The following is a 13,692-nucleotide window of genomic DNA, read 5'->3' on the forward strand; positions in this document are numbered from 1 at the left end:
TTGTTTTCGTTGATATAAATCGCGCGCGCCGACGTTGACGCGCGGCCGCACCTTCTCTAGAAAGCCGCCAGTTCGGCGCATACGGCGCCGATTTCCTTTTCACGGATTTCACACATGAGCACGTTCTCGGCCAAGCCCGCCGAAGTGACGAAGAAGTGGGTCGTGATCGACGCCAAGGGTCTGGTCGTCGGTCGTCTCGCCACGCTCGTCGCGATGCGCCTGCGCGGCAAACACTTGCCTACCTACACCCCGCATGTCGATTGCGGCGACAATGTCATCATCGTCAACGCCGCGCATGTGGTGCTGACCGGTCGCAAGCGCGACCAGAAGGTCTACTACAAGCACACCGGCTTCATCGGTGGCATCAAGGAGCGCACTGCGAAGCAGATCCTCGAGGGTCGCTTCCCCGAGCGCGTCGTCGAGAAGGCGATCGAGCGCATGATCCCGCGCGGTCCGCTCGGCCGCATGCAGATGGGCAATCTGCGCGTCTATCCGGGTGCCGAGCATCCGCATGAGGCCCAGAGCCCCGAGAAGGTCGATATCGCCTCCCTGAATCGCAAGAACACGAGGGCCGCATAATGTCCGATACTTTGCAGTCCCTCGATCAGCTCTCGCAGGTCAAGCCGGCCGCTCCCGACGCGCCGAAGTACGTCAAGAAGGTCGACAAGTTCAACCGCGCTTACGCCACCGGCAAGCGCAAGGACGCGGTCGCCCGCGTCTGGATCAAGCCGGGCGCCGGCAAGATCTCGGTCAACACCCGCGACATCGAAATCTACTTCGCCCGCCCGGTGCTGCGCATGATGATCCAGCAGCCGCTGGTCGCTGCCGCCCGTAACGGCCAGTACGACGTGATCTGCACCGTCGCCGGCGGCGGTCTCTCCGGCCAGGCCGGTGCGGTCCGCCACGGCATCTCGAAGGCGCTGACCAACTTCGAGCCCGAGCTGCGCGGCGTCCTCAAGAAGGGCGGCTTCCTGACCCGTGACTCCCGTACGGTCGAGCGCAAGAAGTACGGCAAGGCCAAGGCCCGCAAGTCCTTCCAGTTCTCGAAGCGCTAATTCGGGTTGTCAAATTCGCGGCAATTGCCGCGTGCATCGAGTTGCAGAGGGCGCCGCGAGGCGCCCTTTTTGCTGCGCCAAGCCTGGCGTGCTTCGACGCGAATTAGCGCAGTTTTTCATGAAAACTTGCGTGTGCGTGCAAACGAAATTGGAACTCGGGCCTTCTAGCTTGCGGGCTCGCACTGGCGCTGCATCACCGTATTATTTGCGCCTGCGAACGTTGCATCACCGGGCTGGGGTGACACTATGTCGTTCGATCCATCGACGCTTTATCTGTTCGCCACCATGGTTGCGGGCATGCTCGGCGCCATGCTCTGGTTGTTTGGCAGGCAGGAGAACATCGCCGCGCTGAAATGGTGGGGCACCGCCTATCTGCTCGGCGCGGCCTCCGTCGCGCTCTGGACGGTCGGCAGCTCGACGCTCGATCCGCTCGTCTTGCTGGGTCTCAATGCGATCGGCTTCGCCGCCTGCGGCATGGTCTGGAATGCCGCGCGCATCTTCCACGGCCGCAAGGCCAACCTGCCGGGTCTCGTGCTCGGCCCGATCGTGTGGATCGGCGCCGTGACATCAGTCGCGGATCCGGCGATGCGCCTGACGATCGGCGCCGGGATCGTCGCGATCTACGCCGCGCTGACCGCCTCCGAACTCTGGAGCGAGCGCCGCCGCGCGATGCAGAGGCGCTGGATTGCGATCGCGATCCCGGTCGCTCATGGCTGCGTCCTGATGCTGCCGATCCTAGTCGGCGACGTGCTGCGACTAAACGGCCAGAACTTTGTCAGCAGCTTCTGGGTCACGCTGTTCTCGATCGAACTCGTGCTGTACGCGATCGGCACGGTGTTCGTGATCTTCATGATGGTGTCGGACCGCGCGGTCGCCGTGCACAAGACGGCCGCGTCGATCGATCCGTTGAGCGGCATGCTCAACCGCCGCGGCTTCACCGAGGCCTGCACGCGGGTGATCGAGCGGGAGGCCGTTGCCGGCCGGCCCGTCACCGTGATGATCTTCGACATCGACCACTTCAAGTCGATCAACGACCGGTTCGGCCATCCCGCCGGTGACGAGATCCTGAAACTGTTCTCCGCCGTGGTGGTCAACAGCCTCAGGATCAGCGATCTGTCGGGCCGGATCGGCGGCGAGGAATTCGCGGCGCTGCTGCCTTGCTCGCTGGAGGAGGGCGTCTTGGTCGCCGAGCGCGTGCGTGAGGCGTTCGAGAACAGCAACATCACCTGCGAGGACGGCGCGGTCGACACCACGGTCAGCATCGGCGTGGCCGGTGGACCCGCCGGGACCGAGCTCGAGGTGCTGCTGGCCTCGGCCGACACCGCGCTCTATCAGGCCAAGCGCGGCGGCCGCAACCGCGTCGAGGCCGCGGAAGAATTGCCGCTGTCGCTGGAGAACTGGCGGCGCAAGACCGCGGGCCTGCCGGCATCGGCGCGGCAAAAGCCGGCGCCTGCCCGTGCGTGAGCGCAGTAACGACTGGTTAACCGTTCGATCCCATGCTTTCGGGCATGGAGTCGATCAGCACCCGCAATCCGCAATCAGCCCTGATGTCGCTCGAAGCCGACGCGGCTTCGGCGCGCGGCGGCTTCGCCTGCCTGTTCTCGGACTCCGATGAATACGAGACCGCGCTGATCGCCGAACGCCGCGCGCAGGGACGATACCAACCGCCGAGGCGCCGCTGGCCGATCGTGATGCTGGTCGGCGTGGTGCGGATGGTTGTCGGTACCATCCTGCTCTTCAACTGAGCTGCGGCACGTTCGACGGAGCGGGCGTCTGCGCCGGCGCCTGATCCTCGGCCTTGAAGTGGTCGATCATCACCTTGGCGATCGCCATCAGCGGCAGCGCCAGCGCGAGCCCCCAGATGCCGAACACGACGCCGAGCAGGATCTGGAACGCGAACAGCGTTGCCGGCGGGATGTCGAGCGCCTGGCGCTGGATGATCGGCGTCAGCACGTAGCTTTCCAGCGCGTGGACGCCGAGGAACAGGATGAAGGCCGACAGCGCCGCGATCCACCCCGTGGCGAGGCTCGCCAGCACCACGATCAGTCCGCCAAGGATCGCGCCGACCGTCGGGATGAAGGCGAGCAGGCCGGCCTGGATGCCGAGGATGAACGAGCTCGGAATTCCGATGATGGCAAGCCCGATCCAGGTGACGAGGAACACCGCGGTCATAGTGATGATCTGCGCGATCAGCCAGCGCTCAAGCGTCTCGCCGATGCGGTCGACGATGACGGTCGCCTGGGCGCGGTATTTGGCCGGCGCGATGAACAGCAATCCGGCGCGGTAGATGCTCGGTTGGGCCGCGAAGGCGAGCCCGAGGAACAGCACGATGAAGAAATTGCCGACGACGCTGACGGTGCCGAGCAGCACCTTCAGCGTCTGACTGATGATCGCGCCGCCGCTGGAAGCCAGCGCGCCGGCGCCGGGGATGCCATGCGATTGGGGCGCTGCCGGCGTCGTTGTTGTCGTCGTCACGGCGGTGCCTTCCGGCTTTGTCTCGCCAGCGGCGTTGGTGAAATCGAGATAGCTGGTGTCGACACCATGCTGCTCGAGGAACTCCTTGACGCTGCCGAGCTGCGATTTGATCGTGTTGCTCAACACCGTGGCCTGCTGCGCGATGGTGGCGCCGCCGAGGAACACGATGCCGGACAACAGTCCCGCCATCGCCAGGCAGACGATCGCAAGCCGCAATGCGTGAGGCAGCGCGGTCAGCCGGCCGAGCAGGGTGGTCATGGCATTGAGGGCGACCCCGAGCAGCATGCCCGCGAACAGCAGGAACAGGGTCGCGGCGAACTGCCAGGCGAAGGTCAACAGGGCGGCGAACAACACGATGCCGATGCCGCCGACGGCGATCGCCCACGCCATGTCGTTGCGGGCCTGCAGGCGATTGTCAGCCAAGTCTGTCACGGGTGATTCCCCCTTCGCGACGGTGTCTGGCAGTCTTTGGCGAAAATCCCGCCGGGATCAAGCTGGGCGGGCCGTGCCGGTTTGCCGCTGACGCGGCACGGCACCGGGCATGACCGCCGGGCAGCCGGCCGATTGGGGCCCCGAGGGCTGCGAATCTGTGCAGGACTGCAAGGTCCCCTGTGCAGATATAGGCAGTTGATCCGGGAGGAACTCGAAGGCATGATCGTCTCCGCAAAGTCGCAAGCTTAGAATAATCATTGCGCGAGACTTCAATAATGAGACGGCCCGTGGTCGGCGTGATCGGAAACGCCCATCGCATTGAAAATCGTTTCACAGTCCAAATGGTCGGAGAGCGCAACCTTCGCGCGGTTGCCGAGGTGTCGGGTGCCGTGCCCTTGATGTTCGCGGGCAGCCCCGAAATCACCGAGGTCGGCGCCTTGCTCGACGTGGTCGACGGCGTGGTGCTGACCGGGGCCCGTGCCAACGTTCATCCGACCCGCTTCAACACCGAACCGTGCGCGGCCCACGAGCCCTACGACATCCACCGCGACGACGTCGCGCTGGCGCTGTCGGTGGCCTGCGTCGCGCGCGGCGTGCCGATCTTTGGTATCTGCCGCGGCCTTCAGGAGATGAACGTCGCGTTCGGCGGCTCGCTGCATCCAGAGATCCGCGAGATCCCCGGCCGCATGAACCACCGGATGCCGCGGCTGGAGAACGGCGAGATCCATCCCGATCCCACCGTGGTGTTCGCCGACCGTCACGACGTCGCGCTGACGCCGGGCGGCGCCTTCGCAAGGATCCTCGGCTGCGAGACCATTCGGGTCAATTCGCTGCACGGCCAGGGCATCCTCGAGCCCGGCAGGCGCGTCGTGATCGAGGGCATCGCTGAGGATGGCACCATCGAGGCGATCCGCATCGCCGATGCGCCGGGCTTTGCGCTCGGCGTGCAATGGCACGCCGAATACGATCCGCAGCGCAATCCGATCAACCGCGCCCTGTTCGAGGCGTTCGGCGACGCACTGCGCGAGCGCCGGCGGGCGGCGTAGGCACCTCCGCACCGCTGTCGTCCCTGCGAAAGCAAGGGACCCATACTCCGCGGCGGTTGCTGTGGAAAGGACTCGTCGTTCCAACGCTGCTCAACGATGACCATCGGTGGTTATTGATCCCTGCTTTCGCAGGCACGACGCTGAATGCGTGGCACCGTTTATGAGTCACACTTCCGCATTCTCGCGACACGAATCGTCCGAGCTCTGCTGGCGTTCGAGCGGAGCGACTTAGGGCTTTGCTGGCCCGGATCGGCGCGTTGATGCCACAAAATTCAATCTGAGACGCGACCCCGCCGGCCTCCGCGCCTAACCGACCCTTCTCCGTACTTGTACGGATACGAAAGTGGCGGATTGCGGAGCCGGACTCGGCTAAGCAAGAAGGCGCAAGCCACCCGATATTGCCCCGGCGCCGACAATCCTTTCCGATATTGTTTTGCTTTTCCATTTTCCGGTGCAACTGCTCACGGTGAGTTGGTCGGGATGAATTTGTCGGGCCGACTGGCGGCCGGGATGGTGCTTCCCGTCGTCACACTCCTGCTCGCGCTGGGCTTTATCCATGGCGTCGCCTGGCCGGGCATTCTGCTCGCCGGTGGTGTGGTTTCGGTGGTGTTGATGACGGCTGAGATGATTGCGAGGTCGCAGTCCAGAACGCCCGCCCAGTTGGTGCGGGCGGCGGAGGCGCTGTCGCGCGGCGAGCCCGTCTCGATAACGCCCGAGTGGCGACGACGAGGCCGCTCAGCTCGCTGCGACGCTTGCCGAACTGTCCGCGCAATTGGGCAGCAGGCAGCACCTGCTGGAGAAGACCGTCGAGAGCATCCGCGATCCGGTGGTGGTCGCGGACGAGCATGCGATGATCGTGATCGTCAACGCCGCGGCGCGGCGGCTGTACCGTGTCGAACCCGGTTTTGACACCCTGACCGGCGTTCGCACCTTTCAGAACTATTATGCTGACGGCACGACTGTGATGCCGATCGCGGAGACGCCGATGGCGCGTGCGCTGCGCGGCGATGACGTCGACGATTGCGAACTGATCGTCAAACCCCTGCGGGCGGAACCGGCTGTCTGCCTTGTCGCCAACGCCAGGCCGCTGCGCGACGATGCCGGCAATTTGCGCGGCGCGGTCATCGTGCTGCGCGATGTCACCGCGGAGCGTCAGGCGCATCAGGCGCTGGTGGAGAGCGAGCAGATGGCGCAGGCCATCGTCAGGACCGCGCTCGACGCCTTCGTTCAGACCGACCAGGACGGCATCGTGCTCGATTGGAGCCCGCAGTCCGAGGCGCTGACCGGCTGGACGCGCTCCGAGGCGGTCGGCCAGCGCGTGGTCGAACTGGTTTTTCCGGAAGAGTTGCGGGTTGCACACCGGCAGCGGATCACCCGCTTCCTGCAGGAGACCGCGGCCGGCGGCATGGGCATGCGTTATGAAACCGCATCCGTGCACCGCGACGGCCACCGGTTCTATGTCGAGGTTTCGCTCAATGCGCTGCGCCGCGGCGATGGCTGGATCATCAATTCCTTCGTCAGGGACGTCACCCAGCGCCGGCGCGCCGAAGAGCAGTTGATCCAGGCGCAGAAGACGGAATCGCTCGGGCGGTTGACCGGCGGTATCGCGCACGACTTCAACAACATGCTGACCGTGATCACCGGCACGATCGAGATCCTCGCCGACGGCGTCAGGGATAACCCGCAGCTTGCCGCGATCGCCAAGCTGATCAGCGATGCCGCCGATCGCGGCGCGCAACTAACCTCGAGCCTGCTGGCATTCGCGCGCAAGCAGCCGTTGCAGCCCGCCGAGACCGACGTCAACGACTTGATCGGCGAAGTGGTCCGGCTGCTGTCGCAGACGCTGGGGTCGCAGACCGAGATCAGCACGGAGCTCGGCCGCAACGCCTGGCTCGCCTTTGTCGACCGCAGTCAGCTCGGCGCCGCGCTGGTCAATCTCGCCATCAATGCGCGCGATGCGATGCCCGAGGGCGGCACGCTGACCTTTGCGACCCGCAACATGCAGCTCGGGATTCCCGATGCCGTCGCGCACGGCGTCGAGCGCGCCGGCGATCATCTCGTGATCGAGGTGACCGACACCGGTACCGGAATTTCGCCGTCGCATCTGGAGAAGATCTTCGATCCGTTCTTCTCCACCAAGGAGGTCGGGCAGGGCACCGGGCTCGGGCTCAGCATGGTGTTCGGATTCGTCAAGCAGAGCGGCGGCGGGATCGAGGTCAAGAGCGAGCAGGGGCGCGGCACCATCTTCAGGATCTATCTGCCCAAGGCGGACGGCACGGTGCAGGGCGCGATCGAGGAGGACGATCTGCCGGTCAGGGGCGGCAACGAGACCATCCTGTGCGTCGAGGACGACCCGACGATCCGCGACTACGTCACGGGCCAGCTCGAAAGCCTCGGCTACAAGTTGCTGGTCGCGGCAAACGCAGATGCCGCGCTCGAGATCGTCAGCCGCGGCACCGCGTTCGATCTCCTGTTCACCGACATCGTAATGCCGGGCAGCATGAACGGCCGGCAATTGGCGGAGACGCTGATGGCCGGGCGACCGGCGCTGCGGGTGCTGTTCACCTCGGGCTACAGCGATGGCGCGCTGCCGGCGCAACAGGGACGTGGCGGCCATGGCATTCCGCTGCTGACCAAGCCCTATCGGCGCGGCGAGCTGGCGCGGATGCTGCGGCGCTGCCTCGATCTTCAGGTCGACTTTCAGGGCGATCCGGTTCCGCAGCCTTACTCCGTGCAGCCCGATCTGGAACGCTTCCTGCGCGAGAACCCGCCTCAGAAGAACTAGCCCGTCTTATTCATGATTGCCGGGCGGGGCAGCTGGAACATTTCCGGTCGGGGTGAAGGCGCGCGCGAACGCTTCGGCTTTTTCGCCGCTTTTCGACCCGACTTCGTGAACGCGTTGGAGGACGGCAGCGGGGTGACCGGGGGCTCATGCCCCGCGCGTCAGGGTGCTTGCGGGACGAGAGCGTTTGCCAAGCCGCGGAACAGGTCGGCGTCGGGGCACGCCGCAGCGAAGGCGAGACGGACGCGGGTGGCGGTCTCGATGACGCGGGCTGCGATCTTGAGAAGCCTGAGCCTGATCGTGTTGAACTCGGCCGTTGCCAGATCGCGCGGCTTTGGGATGGCATCGCGCACGGCGAGGATGAGCCAATAGGCGGCGGTGTGGAAGACGAGGCGGACCTGGTTGGCGAGCGCCGAGCGGCAACTGGTGCGATCGGAGGCGAGCTGGGTCTTGTGCAGCTTGATCAGGTTCTCGGCCTGTCCGCGAGCGCAATAGAGGCTGTCATAGATCCACTCAGCCGAGCCGATATCCAGGCTGGTGACGACGTAGCGGACGTCGAGCCCTTGTTGGGTTGCCTCGATGCGGGCGACGACGCGGCGCTCACGATGCCAGGAGCCGGCCGCGTGGCGGGTCTCGGTGTAGCCGCGAACCACGATCTTGTTCTCGATCGCACGTTCGGTTCGAACTGCATCACAGACCTCGTCGACCTTTCTGGCGAGCGGCTTCGTGCCGGCTAGCGCGAAGATGTAATCGACGCCGTTTTGCTCGCAAAAAGTCATCGCCTCGGGGCCGGCGTAATGGCTGTCGCCGCGGAAGGTGATACGCGTATCGGGCCAGCGCCGGCGAATGCGCCGAACCAGGCGGCGCAGGTGTGCCCGCACCTCGCGGCCGCTCGGCGTCTTGCCGGGGCGCAGGATGACCGCAACACAGGCCGGCTGTGCTCGGTGTCGTAGACGTGGATCGGCAGGAAGCAGTGTTCATCATAATGGGCGTTGAACAGCGAGAGTTGCTGACGGCCGTGCACCACGTCGACCGTGTCGTCGATGTCGAGCGTGATTGCGCTCGGCGCTCGCGCGTAGCTGTCCATCCATAGGTCAACCAGCACAGAGCTCAGCCGGATCACCTCGCGCAGGTGTGGTGCATTCTCCAGGCGCGATAGGGTCGGCTGCGAACACAGATCCCGGCCAGTGTCCGGCAGTCGGCCGCAAGCCAGCTTGAACGCCGGATCGCCGCGTAAACGATCGAGATCATTGCCATCCTCGTAGCCACACGCGATGGCAAAGATGCGGGCGCGGATCATATCCGCAAGGCTGTGCACGATGCGTCCCGGATCGCGCCGCTCGGGGAATACGCAGGACAACTTCGCGGCCAAGCCGAGGCGCCGGTCCGCCATGGCCAGAAGCATGACGCCGCCATCCGACGTCAGCTTGCCGCCGTCGAACGAGGCTGTGATCTTCTTGCGGGAAACGGCTGGAAATGAGAACGGCAGACTCGTATCGTCGGTCATGGCGAGTGTGGCGGCCCGGATGCGCGGAGGGTGGGTGTCAGCAACCGAATCCTACGCCATCTCAGCGGCTTACGCCACGCTCGCCAGCCTCTCAACAAGCCGCTGATGAATAAGACGGGCTAGTCCACAGCGTGGACCCATCGCTTTCGCAAGCCCCGACACGATAAGGCCGCAAGGTTGCGATCTTCGACGGCCATAATGACGCGGCTCAGCACCTCGCTGAATACCGGGAAGGCGGGCGATGGCGCGCTCACGCCCGTTCCGTTGAAGGACCGCAAGCCACCTCCCGAACTTGATCCAGGGTTTGCGCGCGGACGGCTTCGATGAGGTCACGTTGCGCAAGATCGCGTTCGACAATTGGCTGGCGGTGAAAATCGCTGCACTCTTTCCGTCGATCGTGATCTATTGCGGTTGCACAACAACGGCGCGGCCGGTTAGCGGCCCGATTCAGGGAGCGTGGAATGCAGGACCGCGAATGGTCGAGACGCGACTGGCTCAAGGTGACGGCGGCGACGGCCGTGGGCATGGTGTTCGCCGAACCGTTGCGGGCGGCGCCACCGCCGGCTGAGGCCGTGACGCCGGAGCTGATCGCGGCCGCCAAGAAGGAAGGCAAGATCTCGTTCTACAGTGCACTCGAACTGAACACGGCGGAGCGTCTCGCGCGCGACTTCGAGCAGAAGTATCCGGGGATCAGTGTCCGTGTCGAGCGCTCCGGCGCCGAACGCATCTTCCAGCGCATCGCCCAGGAGCAGGGCAGCGGCATCCATGCCGTCGACGTCGCCAACTCGACCGATCCCGCGCATTACCTCGACTGGAAGAAGAACGACTGGCTCGCGGCCTATCTGCCGGAAGACGTCGCCAGGCATTTTCCGGCCGATCAGATCGATCCCGACGGCACTTCGGCGACATCCTGTGCCTGGTTCGAGGTGATCGGCTACAACACCGAGCAGGTGAAGCGCGAGGAGGCGCCGAAGAGCTACGCCGATCTGCTCGATCCGAAATGGCGCGGCAAGATCGTCAAGGGCCACCCGGGCTACTCCGGCGCGATCTTGACCGCGACCTTCGTGCTGGCGCGCGATCTCGGCTGGCCGTATCTGGAAAAGCTGGCGCAGCAGCGCGTGATGCAGGTGCAATCGGCAGCCGATCCGCCGAAGAAGATCCTGCTCGGCGAGCGCGCGGTCATGGCCGACGGCAACGACTACAATCTCGTGCTGGCCAGGGATCAGGGCAAGCCGGTCGAGGTGGTCTATCCGACTGAGGGCGCGCCGCTGATCATCGTGCCGAGCGGCGTGTTCAAGAGCGCGCCGAACCCGAGCGCGGCACGGCTGTTCCAGAGCTACTTCTTCAGCGCCGAAACCCAGCAGATGCTGGCCGACGAGTTCGCGCACCGTTCGTTCCACGCCAAGGTGAAGGAAAAGGCCGGCCATGTGCCGCTCGACAAATTGAAGATGCTGAAGGCCGATCCGGCCCAGGTGCAGGCGCAGAGCGAGGAGATCAAGGCGCGCTACGCGAAGCTGTTTCGGGTGTGAGCGCGGCCCGTTGGCTCGACCTACCCTACAGATCGCGCTAACCGCCGACTTCTGCGCTGAGCATTGGCCCGAACAGCTCCCATCGCTCGCCCGTGAGCCGTCTGAGCCGCATCTGCTTGATCGGCGCGAAATCGATCGGACTGGTGTTCATCGTAATTCCGGGCAGCAGGTTGTTGGTCCGGAAGGCCTTCAGGTTGGCGGCCTGTTTCATCACGTTGGCGCGCGTGAGGTCGTCGCCGCACTGCTTCAGCACCTGAACCAGCGTCTGGGCGGCGTTGTAGCCAGTTACCACCAGGCTATCGGCTCGATTGCCCTCGGGGAAATACTTGGAGAGATATTGGTCGAATGCCTTCATGCCGGGGTCGTCCTTCCATTGCGGATCGAGCGGATCCATCAGGTAGGCCACCGAAATGATACCTTGTGCGTTCTCGAGGCCCGCAGGCTGGATCACGGCGCCGAGCGAGGAGCCGACCGAGTTGAGGATGTGTAACGGCCTCCAGCCGATCTCGGCGGCTTTCTTGATGGCCTGTGCTGCGAATTTCGGTGTGGCAATGTTGACGAATACATCGGCATTCATCGACTTCATCTTGACGATATGCGTGTCGATCGTCGGCTCGGCCACCTCATAGGCATCCTCGATCACGATCATCGACGCCGCCTTGTCGCCGAGGCCGTCCTTCAGGCCCTTCAGGTAGTCCTTTCCGTAATCGTCATTCTGGTAGAGGACGGCGATCCTGCCGCCCGGCTTTTCCTTCAGGATGTGCTTGGCGTAGATTCGTCCCTCGCTCTGATAACTGGGTTGCCAGCCCATGGTCCACGGAAAGTTCTGCGGATCATTCCACTTGGTCGCACCGGTCTGGATGAACAGCTGCGGCACCTTCTTCGCATTCATGTACTTCTGGATCGCGCCATTGGAGGCCGTGCCGAGAGCGGCGAAGATCAGCAAGACCTCGTCGCCTTCGACCAGCTTGCGCGCCTGCTCGACAGTCTTAGGCGGACTGTAGCCGTCATCATAGGAGATGAAGGTGATCTTTCGTCCATTGATGCCACCCTCGGCGTTGATCTTGCGGAAATAGGCCGCCTGGGCCCGTCCGCTGGTGCCATAGGCGGATGCCGGCCCGCTGTAGGGCATGATGTTCCCGATCTTGATTTCGGTGTCGCTGGCGCCGGTGTCGTATTTCTTCTGGGCAAATGCGCTGCCTATACCGACAGCGAGGATGATGACGGCGGTCGAAAGCGCCGCCATTCGTCGCGCGACGAAAGACATCTCGTTTCTCCCCATGCGAAATGAATGTGTCTGTATGAATGTGCCTGTTTTATCGGAGACCGCTTTTGAGTCCTTGCCGCAAGTGAACACCCGACTCCACACGTTGTCGATTCCGAACATCGCGCTTTCGCGTGTCGGCTCGCGTCACGTCATTGGGTTCGTCAGTATTGCTGACCGTAGTCTTGCGGGCAGCTTGCACCTACGCCGCGCGCATCGCCCGTTGTGCGCGATACGCCTGGGGTGACAGCAGCGTCAGCTTGCGGAACGCCTTTCGAAAGCTGCTCTCGTCCTCATAGCCGGTGGCGCGGGCGATCGCCTTGATCGGCCGCGCGGTCGTCTCCAGCAGCGTGCGGGCGCGCTCGACGCGGCGGCGCGTGATGAAGGCCTGCGGCGGCTCGTGGGTCAATTCGCGGAAGCGGCGGTTCAGCGTGCGTTCGCTCAGGCCGAGCGCGTGCGCGAGGCCGCGCACGGTGATCGGCGCCTTGCCGGTGCGGCGCACCAGCATGTCCGCCTTGATCAGCAGCGGGTCCTGGCCGAGCATGTAGCCGAGCGGCATGAAGATCGCTTGCGTGCGCTGCGCGGTGTCGATCACGGCGTAGTCGGCGCAGACCTTCGCGACCTCCGGGCCCTTCGACGAGCTCGATCAGCCGCAGCAGCAGATCGACCCAGGACATCGGTCCAGCGGCGCAGACCAAACGATCGGCCTGGGTGATGACGGCATCGCTGGCGAGGTCGACCCGGGGATGGCGGCGGCGGAGCTCGCTTTGCAGCCACCAGGTGATGGTGGCGCGGCGGCCATCGAGCAGGCCGGCATTGGCGAGCAGCAGCACGCCGCTGCAGAACGCGCCGATCAACCGGCCGCAGGCATGTTGCTGGCGCAGCCAGGCGCCGGCGCGGTCATATTGCGGTTGCAGGCGCTCGGCAGTGAGATGATCGACCAGGCTGCCGGGAACGATGATCGCGTCGCATGCGGTCCGCTTGCCGACGGCACCATCGACGGCGAGCAACTTCCCGCCACCTGCGCGGACCGCCTTGCCATCGAGCGAGAGCGTTTGCCAACTGAAGCGTGCCTTGCTGCCGCGCAGCTGCATCACGTGGTTGGCGAGCGTGAGGATATCGGCGATGCCGGCGATCGCCGATTGCATGCAGCCTTCCACGGCGAGGATCGCAAGCTTCATGGGACCTCCGGAATTTGCCGTCATCCTAGCCGATCGGTGCGATCAGGCCATGGCAGATATTGCCCGATCTCTGTCCGATCGGCCACTGCCTGAGTTCGCCGTGGCAGGCCATCTTCGTTGCGTTGTTACAACCTCAGCAATGGAGAGAGACCATGCCTTACATCACCATTTCCACCGTCCGCGGCATCTTCGATGTGGCGCAGAAGAAGGCGCTGCTCGAGCGCGTCACCGATCTCATGGTCGAGATCGAGGGGCAGGGTGACCCGGACTTCCGCCGCAACGTCTGGGTTAAGATCGAGGAGGGCGAGCCGGCGAGCTGGTCGCTCGGCGGCATGATGCCAACGCCGGACATGATCGCGGGCAAATTCGGGCCGCTCGACGCCGGCGGGCAGCGGATCGCCAAGGCGAAGGTATAAGAAGA

The 13,692-nt window shown here is 64.5% G+C and carries 12 protein-coding genes and 2 pseudogenes; 8 read left to right on the forward strand and 6 right to left on the reverse strand.

What is annotated here, in order from left to right; translation table 11 throughout:
• Positions 1–114: 114 nt before the first annotated feature.
• From rplM to ACVWW1_RS08610, 4 genes are all read left to right on the forward strand, one after another.
• Complete coding sequence (gene rplM / locus ACVWW1_RS08595) at positions 115–579, forward strand: 50S ribosomal protein L13 (RefSeq protein WP_050405657.1); 465 nt, start codon at positions 115–117, stop codon at positions 577–579.
• On the forward strand, positions 579–1,055 hold the full coding sequence (rpsI, locus tag ACVWW1_RS08600; protein ID WP_092114692.1) for a 30S ribosomal protein S9: 477 nt from the start codon (positions 579–581) through the stop codon (positions 1,053–1,055). Before rplM ends, rpsI begins: the two co-directional genes overlap by 1 nt.
• Positions 1,056–1,301: 246 nt before the next feature.
• The gene (locus tag ACVWW1_RS08605; protein ID WP_456655498.1) at positions 1,302–2,519 is read left to right on the forward strand and encodes a GGDEF domain-containing protein; all 1,218 of its coding nucleotides are present in this window, start codon (positions 1,302–1,304) and stop codon (positions 2,517–2,519) included.
• Between the two features lie 44 nt (positions 2,520–2,563).
• Positions 2,564–2,800, forward strand: coding sequence for a hypothetical protein (locus tag ACVWW1_RS08610; RefSeq protein ID WP_456655499.1), 237 nt, complete (start codon positions 2,564–2,566; stop codon positions 2,798–2,800).
• Here the strand turns inward: ACVWW1_RS08610 and ACVWW1_RS08615 are convergent.
• On the reverse strand, positions 2,793–3,920 hold the full coding sequence (locus tag ACVWW1_RS08615) for an AI-2E family transporter (RefSeq protein WP_456656642.1): 1,128 nt from the start codon (positions 3,918–3,920) through the stop codon (positions 2,793–2,795). The genes ACVWW1_RS08610 and ACVWW1_RS08615 overlap by 8 nt on opposite strands.
• 317 nt (positions 3,921–4,237) lie before the next feature.
• Here ACVWW1_RS08615 and ACVWW1_RS08620 point away from each other — a divergent pair, with 317 nt between their 5' ends.
• Positions 4,238–5,008: a gamma-glutamyl-gamma-aminobutyrate hydrolase family protein gene (locus ACVWW1_RS08620; RefSeq protein ID WP_456655500.1), complete on the forward strand. Its 771-nt coding sequence runs from the start codon at positions 4,238–4,240 to the stop codon at positions 5,006–5,008.
• A gap of 369 nt (positions 5,009–5,377) precedes the next feature.
• Here the strand turns inward: ACVWW1_RS08620 and ACVWW1_RS08625 are convergent, their stop codons facing one another.
• On the reverse strand, positions 5,378–5,566 hold the full coding sequence (locus tag ACVWW1_RS08625; RefSeq protein ID WP_456655501.1) for a hypothetical protein: 189 nt from the start codon (positions 5,564–5,566) through the stop codon (positions 5,378–5,380).
• 214 nt (positions 5,567–5,780) lie between these two features.
• Between ACVWW1_RS08625 and ACVWW1_RS08630 the strand changes: the two genes are divergently transcribed.
• On the forward strand, positions 5,781–7,793 hold the full coding sequence (locus tag ACVWW1_RS08630) for a PAS domain S-box protein (protein WP_456655502.1): 2,013 nt from the start codon (positions 5,781–5,783) through the stop codon (positions 7,791–7,793).
• Positions 7,794–7,951: 158 nt separating this feature from the next.
• On the opposite strand, the pseudogene ACVWW1_RS08635 reads toward ACVWW1_RS08630, so the two are convergent.
• A pseudogene (locus ACVWW1_RS08635) lies at positions 7,952–9,297 on the reverse strand (IS1380 family transposase).
• A gap of 461 nt (positions 9,298–9,758) precedes the next feature.
• Between ACVWW1_RS08635 and ACVWW1_RS08640 the strand changes: the two are divergent.
• Positions 9,759–10,826: an ABC transporter substrate-binding protein gene (locus ACVWW1_RS08640; protein ID WP_456655503.1), complete on the forward strand. Its 1,068-nt coding sequence runs from the start codon at positions 9,759–9,761 to the stop codon at positions 10,824–10,826.
• 37 nt (positions 10,827–10,863) lie between these two features.
• Here ACVWW1_RS08640 and ACVWW1_RS08645 read toward each other — a convergent pair whose 3' ends face one another.
• From ACVWW1_RS08645 to ACVWW1_RS08655, 3 genes and pseudogenes are all read right to left on the reverse strand, one after another.
• Positions 10,864–12,093 (reverse strand): ABC transporter substrate-binding protein, encoded by a 1,230-nt coding sequence (locus tag ACVWW1_RS08645; protein WP_456655504.1) that lies wholly within the window; start codon positions 12,091–12,093, stop codon positions 10,864–10,866.
• A gap of 199 nt (positions 12,094–12,292) precedes the next feature.
• Positions 12,293–12,685: a helix-turn-helix domain-containing protein gene (locus tag ACVWW1_RS08650; RefSeq protein WP_456655505.1), complete on the reverse strand. Its 393-nt coding sequence runs from the start codon at positions 12,683–12,685 to the stop codon at positions 12,293–12,295.
• A 106-nt stretch (positions 12,686–12,791) separates the two neighbouring features.
• A pseudogene (locus ACVWW1_RS08655) lies at positions 12,792–13,295 on the reverse strand (DJ-1/PfpI family protein); the annotation flags it as partial.
• Positions 13,296–13,423: 128 nt separating this feature from the next.
• Here ACVWW1_RS08655 and ACVWW1_RS08660 point away from each other — a divergent pair.
• Positions 13,424–13,687, forward strand: a complete 264-nt coding sequence (locus ACVWW1_RS08660) for a tautomerase family protein (protein ID WP_456655506.1) — start codon at positions 13,424–13,426, stop codon at positions 13,685–13,687.
• The last annotated feature ends 5 nt before the right edge of the window (positions 13,688–13,692 follow it).

The organism is Bradyrhizobium sp. JR3.5, assembly GCF_054057015.1.

Excerpts from the sequence above, each read along its gene's own strand:
- rplM (WP_050405657.1), top strand. The coding sequence starts at position 115 with ATGAGCACGTTCTCGGCCAAGCCCGCCGAAGTGACGAAGAAGTGGGTC.
- rpsI (WP_092114692.1), top strand. The coding sequence starts at position 579 with ATGTCCGATACTTTGCAGTCCCTCGATCAGCTCTCGCAGGTCAAGCCG.
- ACVWW1_RS08605 (WP_456655498.1), top strand. The coding sequence starts at position 1,302 with ATGTCGTTCGATCCATCGACGCTTTATCTGTTCGCCACCATGGTTGCG.
- ACVWW1_RS08610 (WP_456655499.1), top strand. The coding sequence starts at position 2,564 with ATGGAGTCGATCAGCACCCGCAATCCGCAATCAGCCCTGATGTCGCTC.
- ACVWW1_RS08615 (WP_456656642.1), bottom strand. The coding sequence starts at position 3,920 with ATGGCGTGGGCGATCGCCGTCGGCGGCATCGGCATCGTGTTGTTCGCC.
- ACVWW1_RS08620 (WP_456655500.1), top strand. The coding sequence starts at position 4,238 with ATGAGACGGCCCGTGGTCGGCGTGATCGGAAACGCCCATCGCATTGAA.
- ACVWW1_RS08625 (WP_456655501.1), bottom strand. The coding sequence starts at position 5,566 with ATGGATAAAGCCCAGCGCGAGCAGGAGTGTGACGACGGGAAGCACCAT.
- ACVWW1_RS08640 (WP_456655503.1), top strand. The coding sequence starts at position 9,759 with ATGCAGGACCGCGAATGGTCGAGACGCGACTGGCTCAAGGTGACGGCG.
- ACVWW1_RS08645 (WP_456655504.1), bottom strand. The coding sequence starts at position 12,093 with ATGTCTTTCGTCGCGCGACGAATGGCGGCGCTTTCGACCGCCGTCATC.
- ACVWW1_RS08660 (WP_456655506.1), top strand. The coding sequence starts at position 13,424 with ATGCCTTACATCACCATTTCCACCGTCCGCGGCATCTTCGATGTGGCG.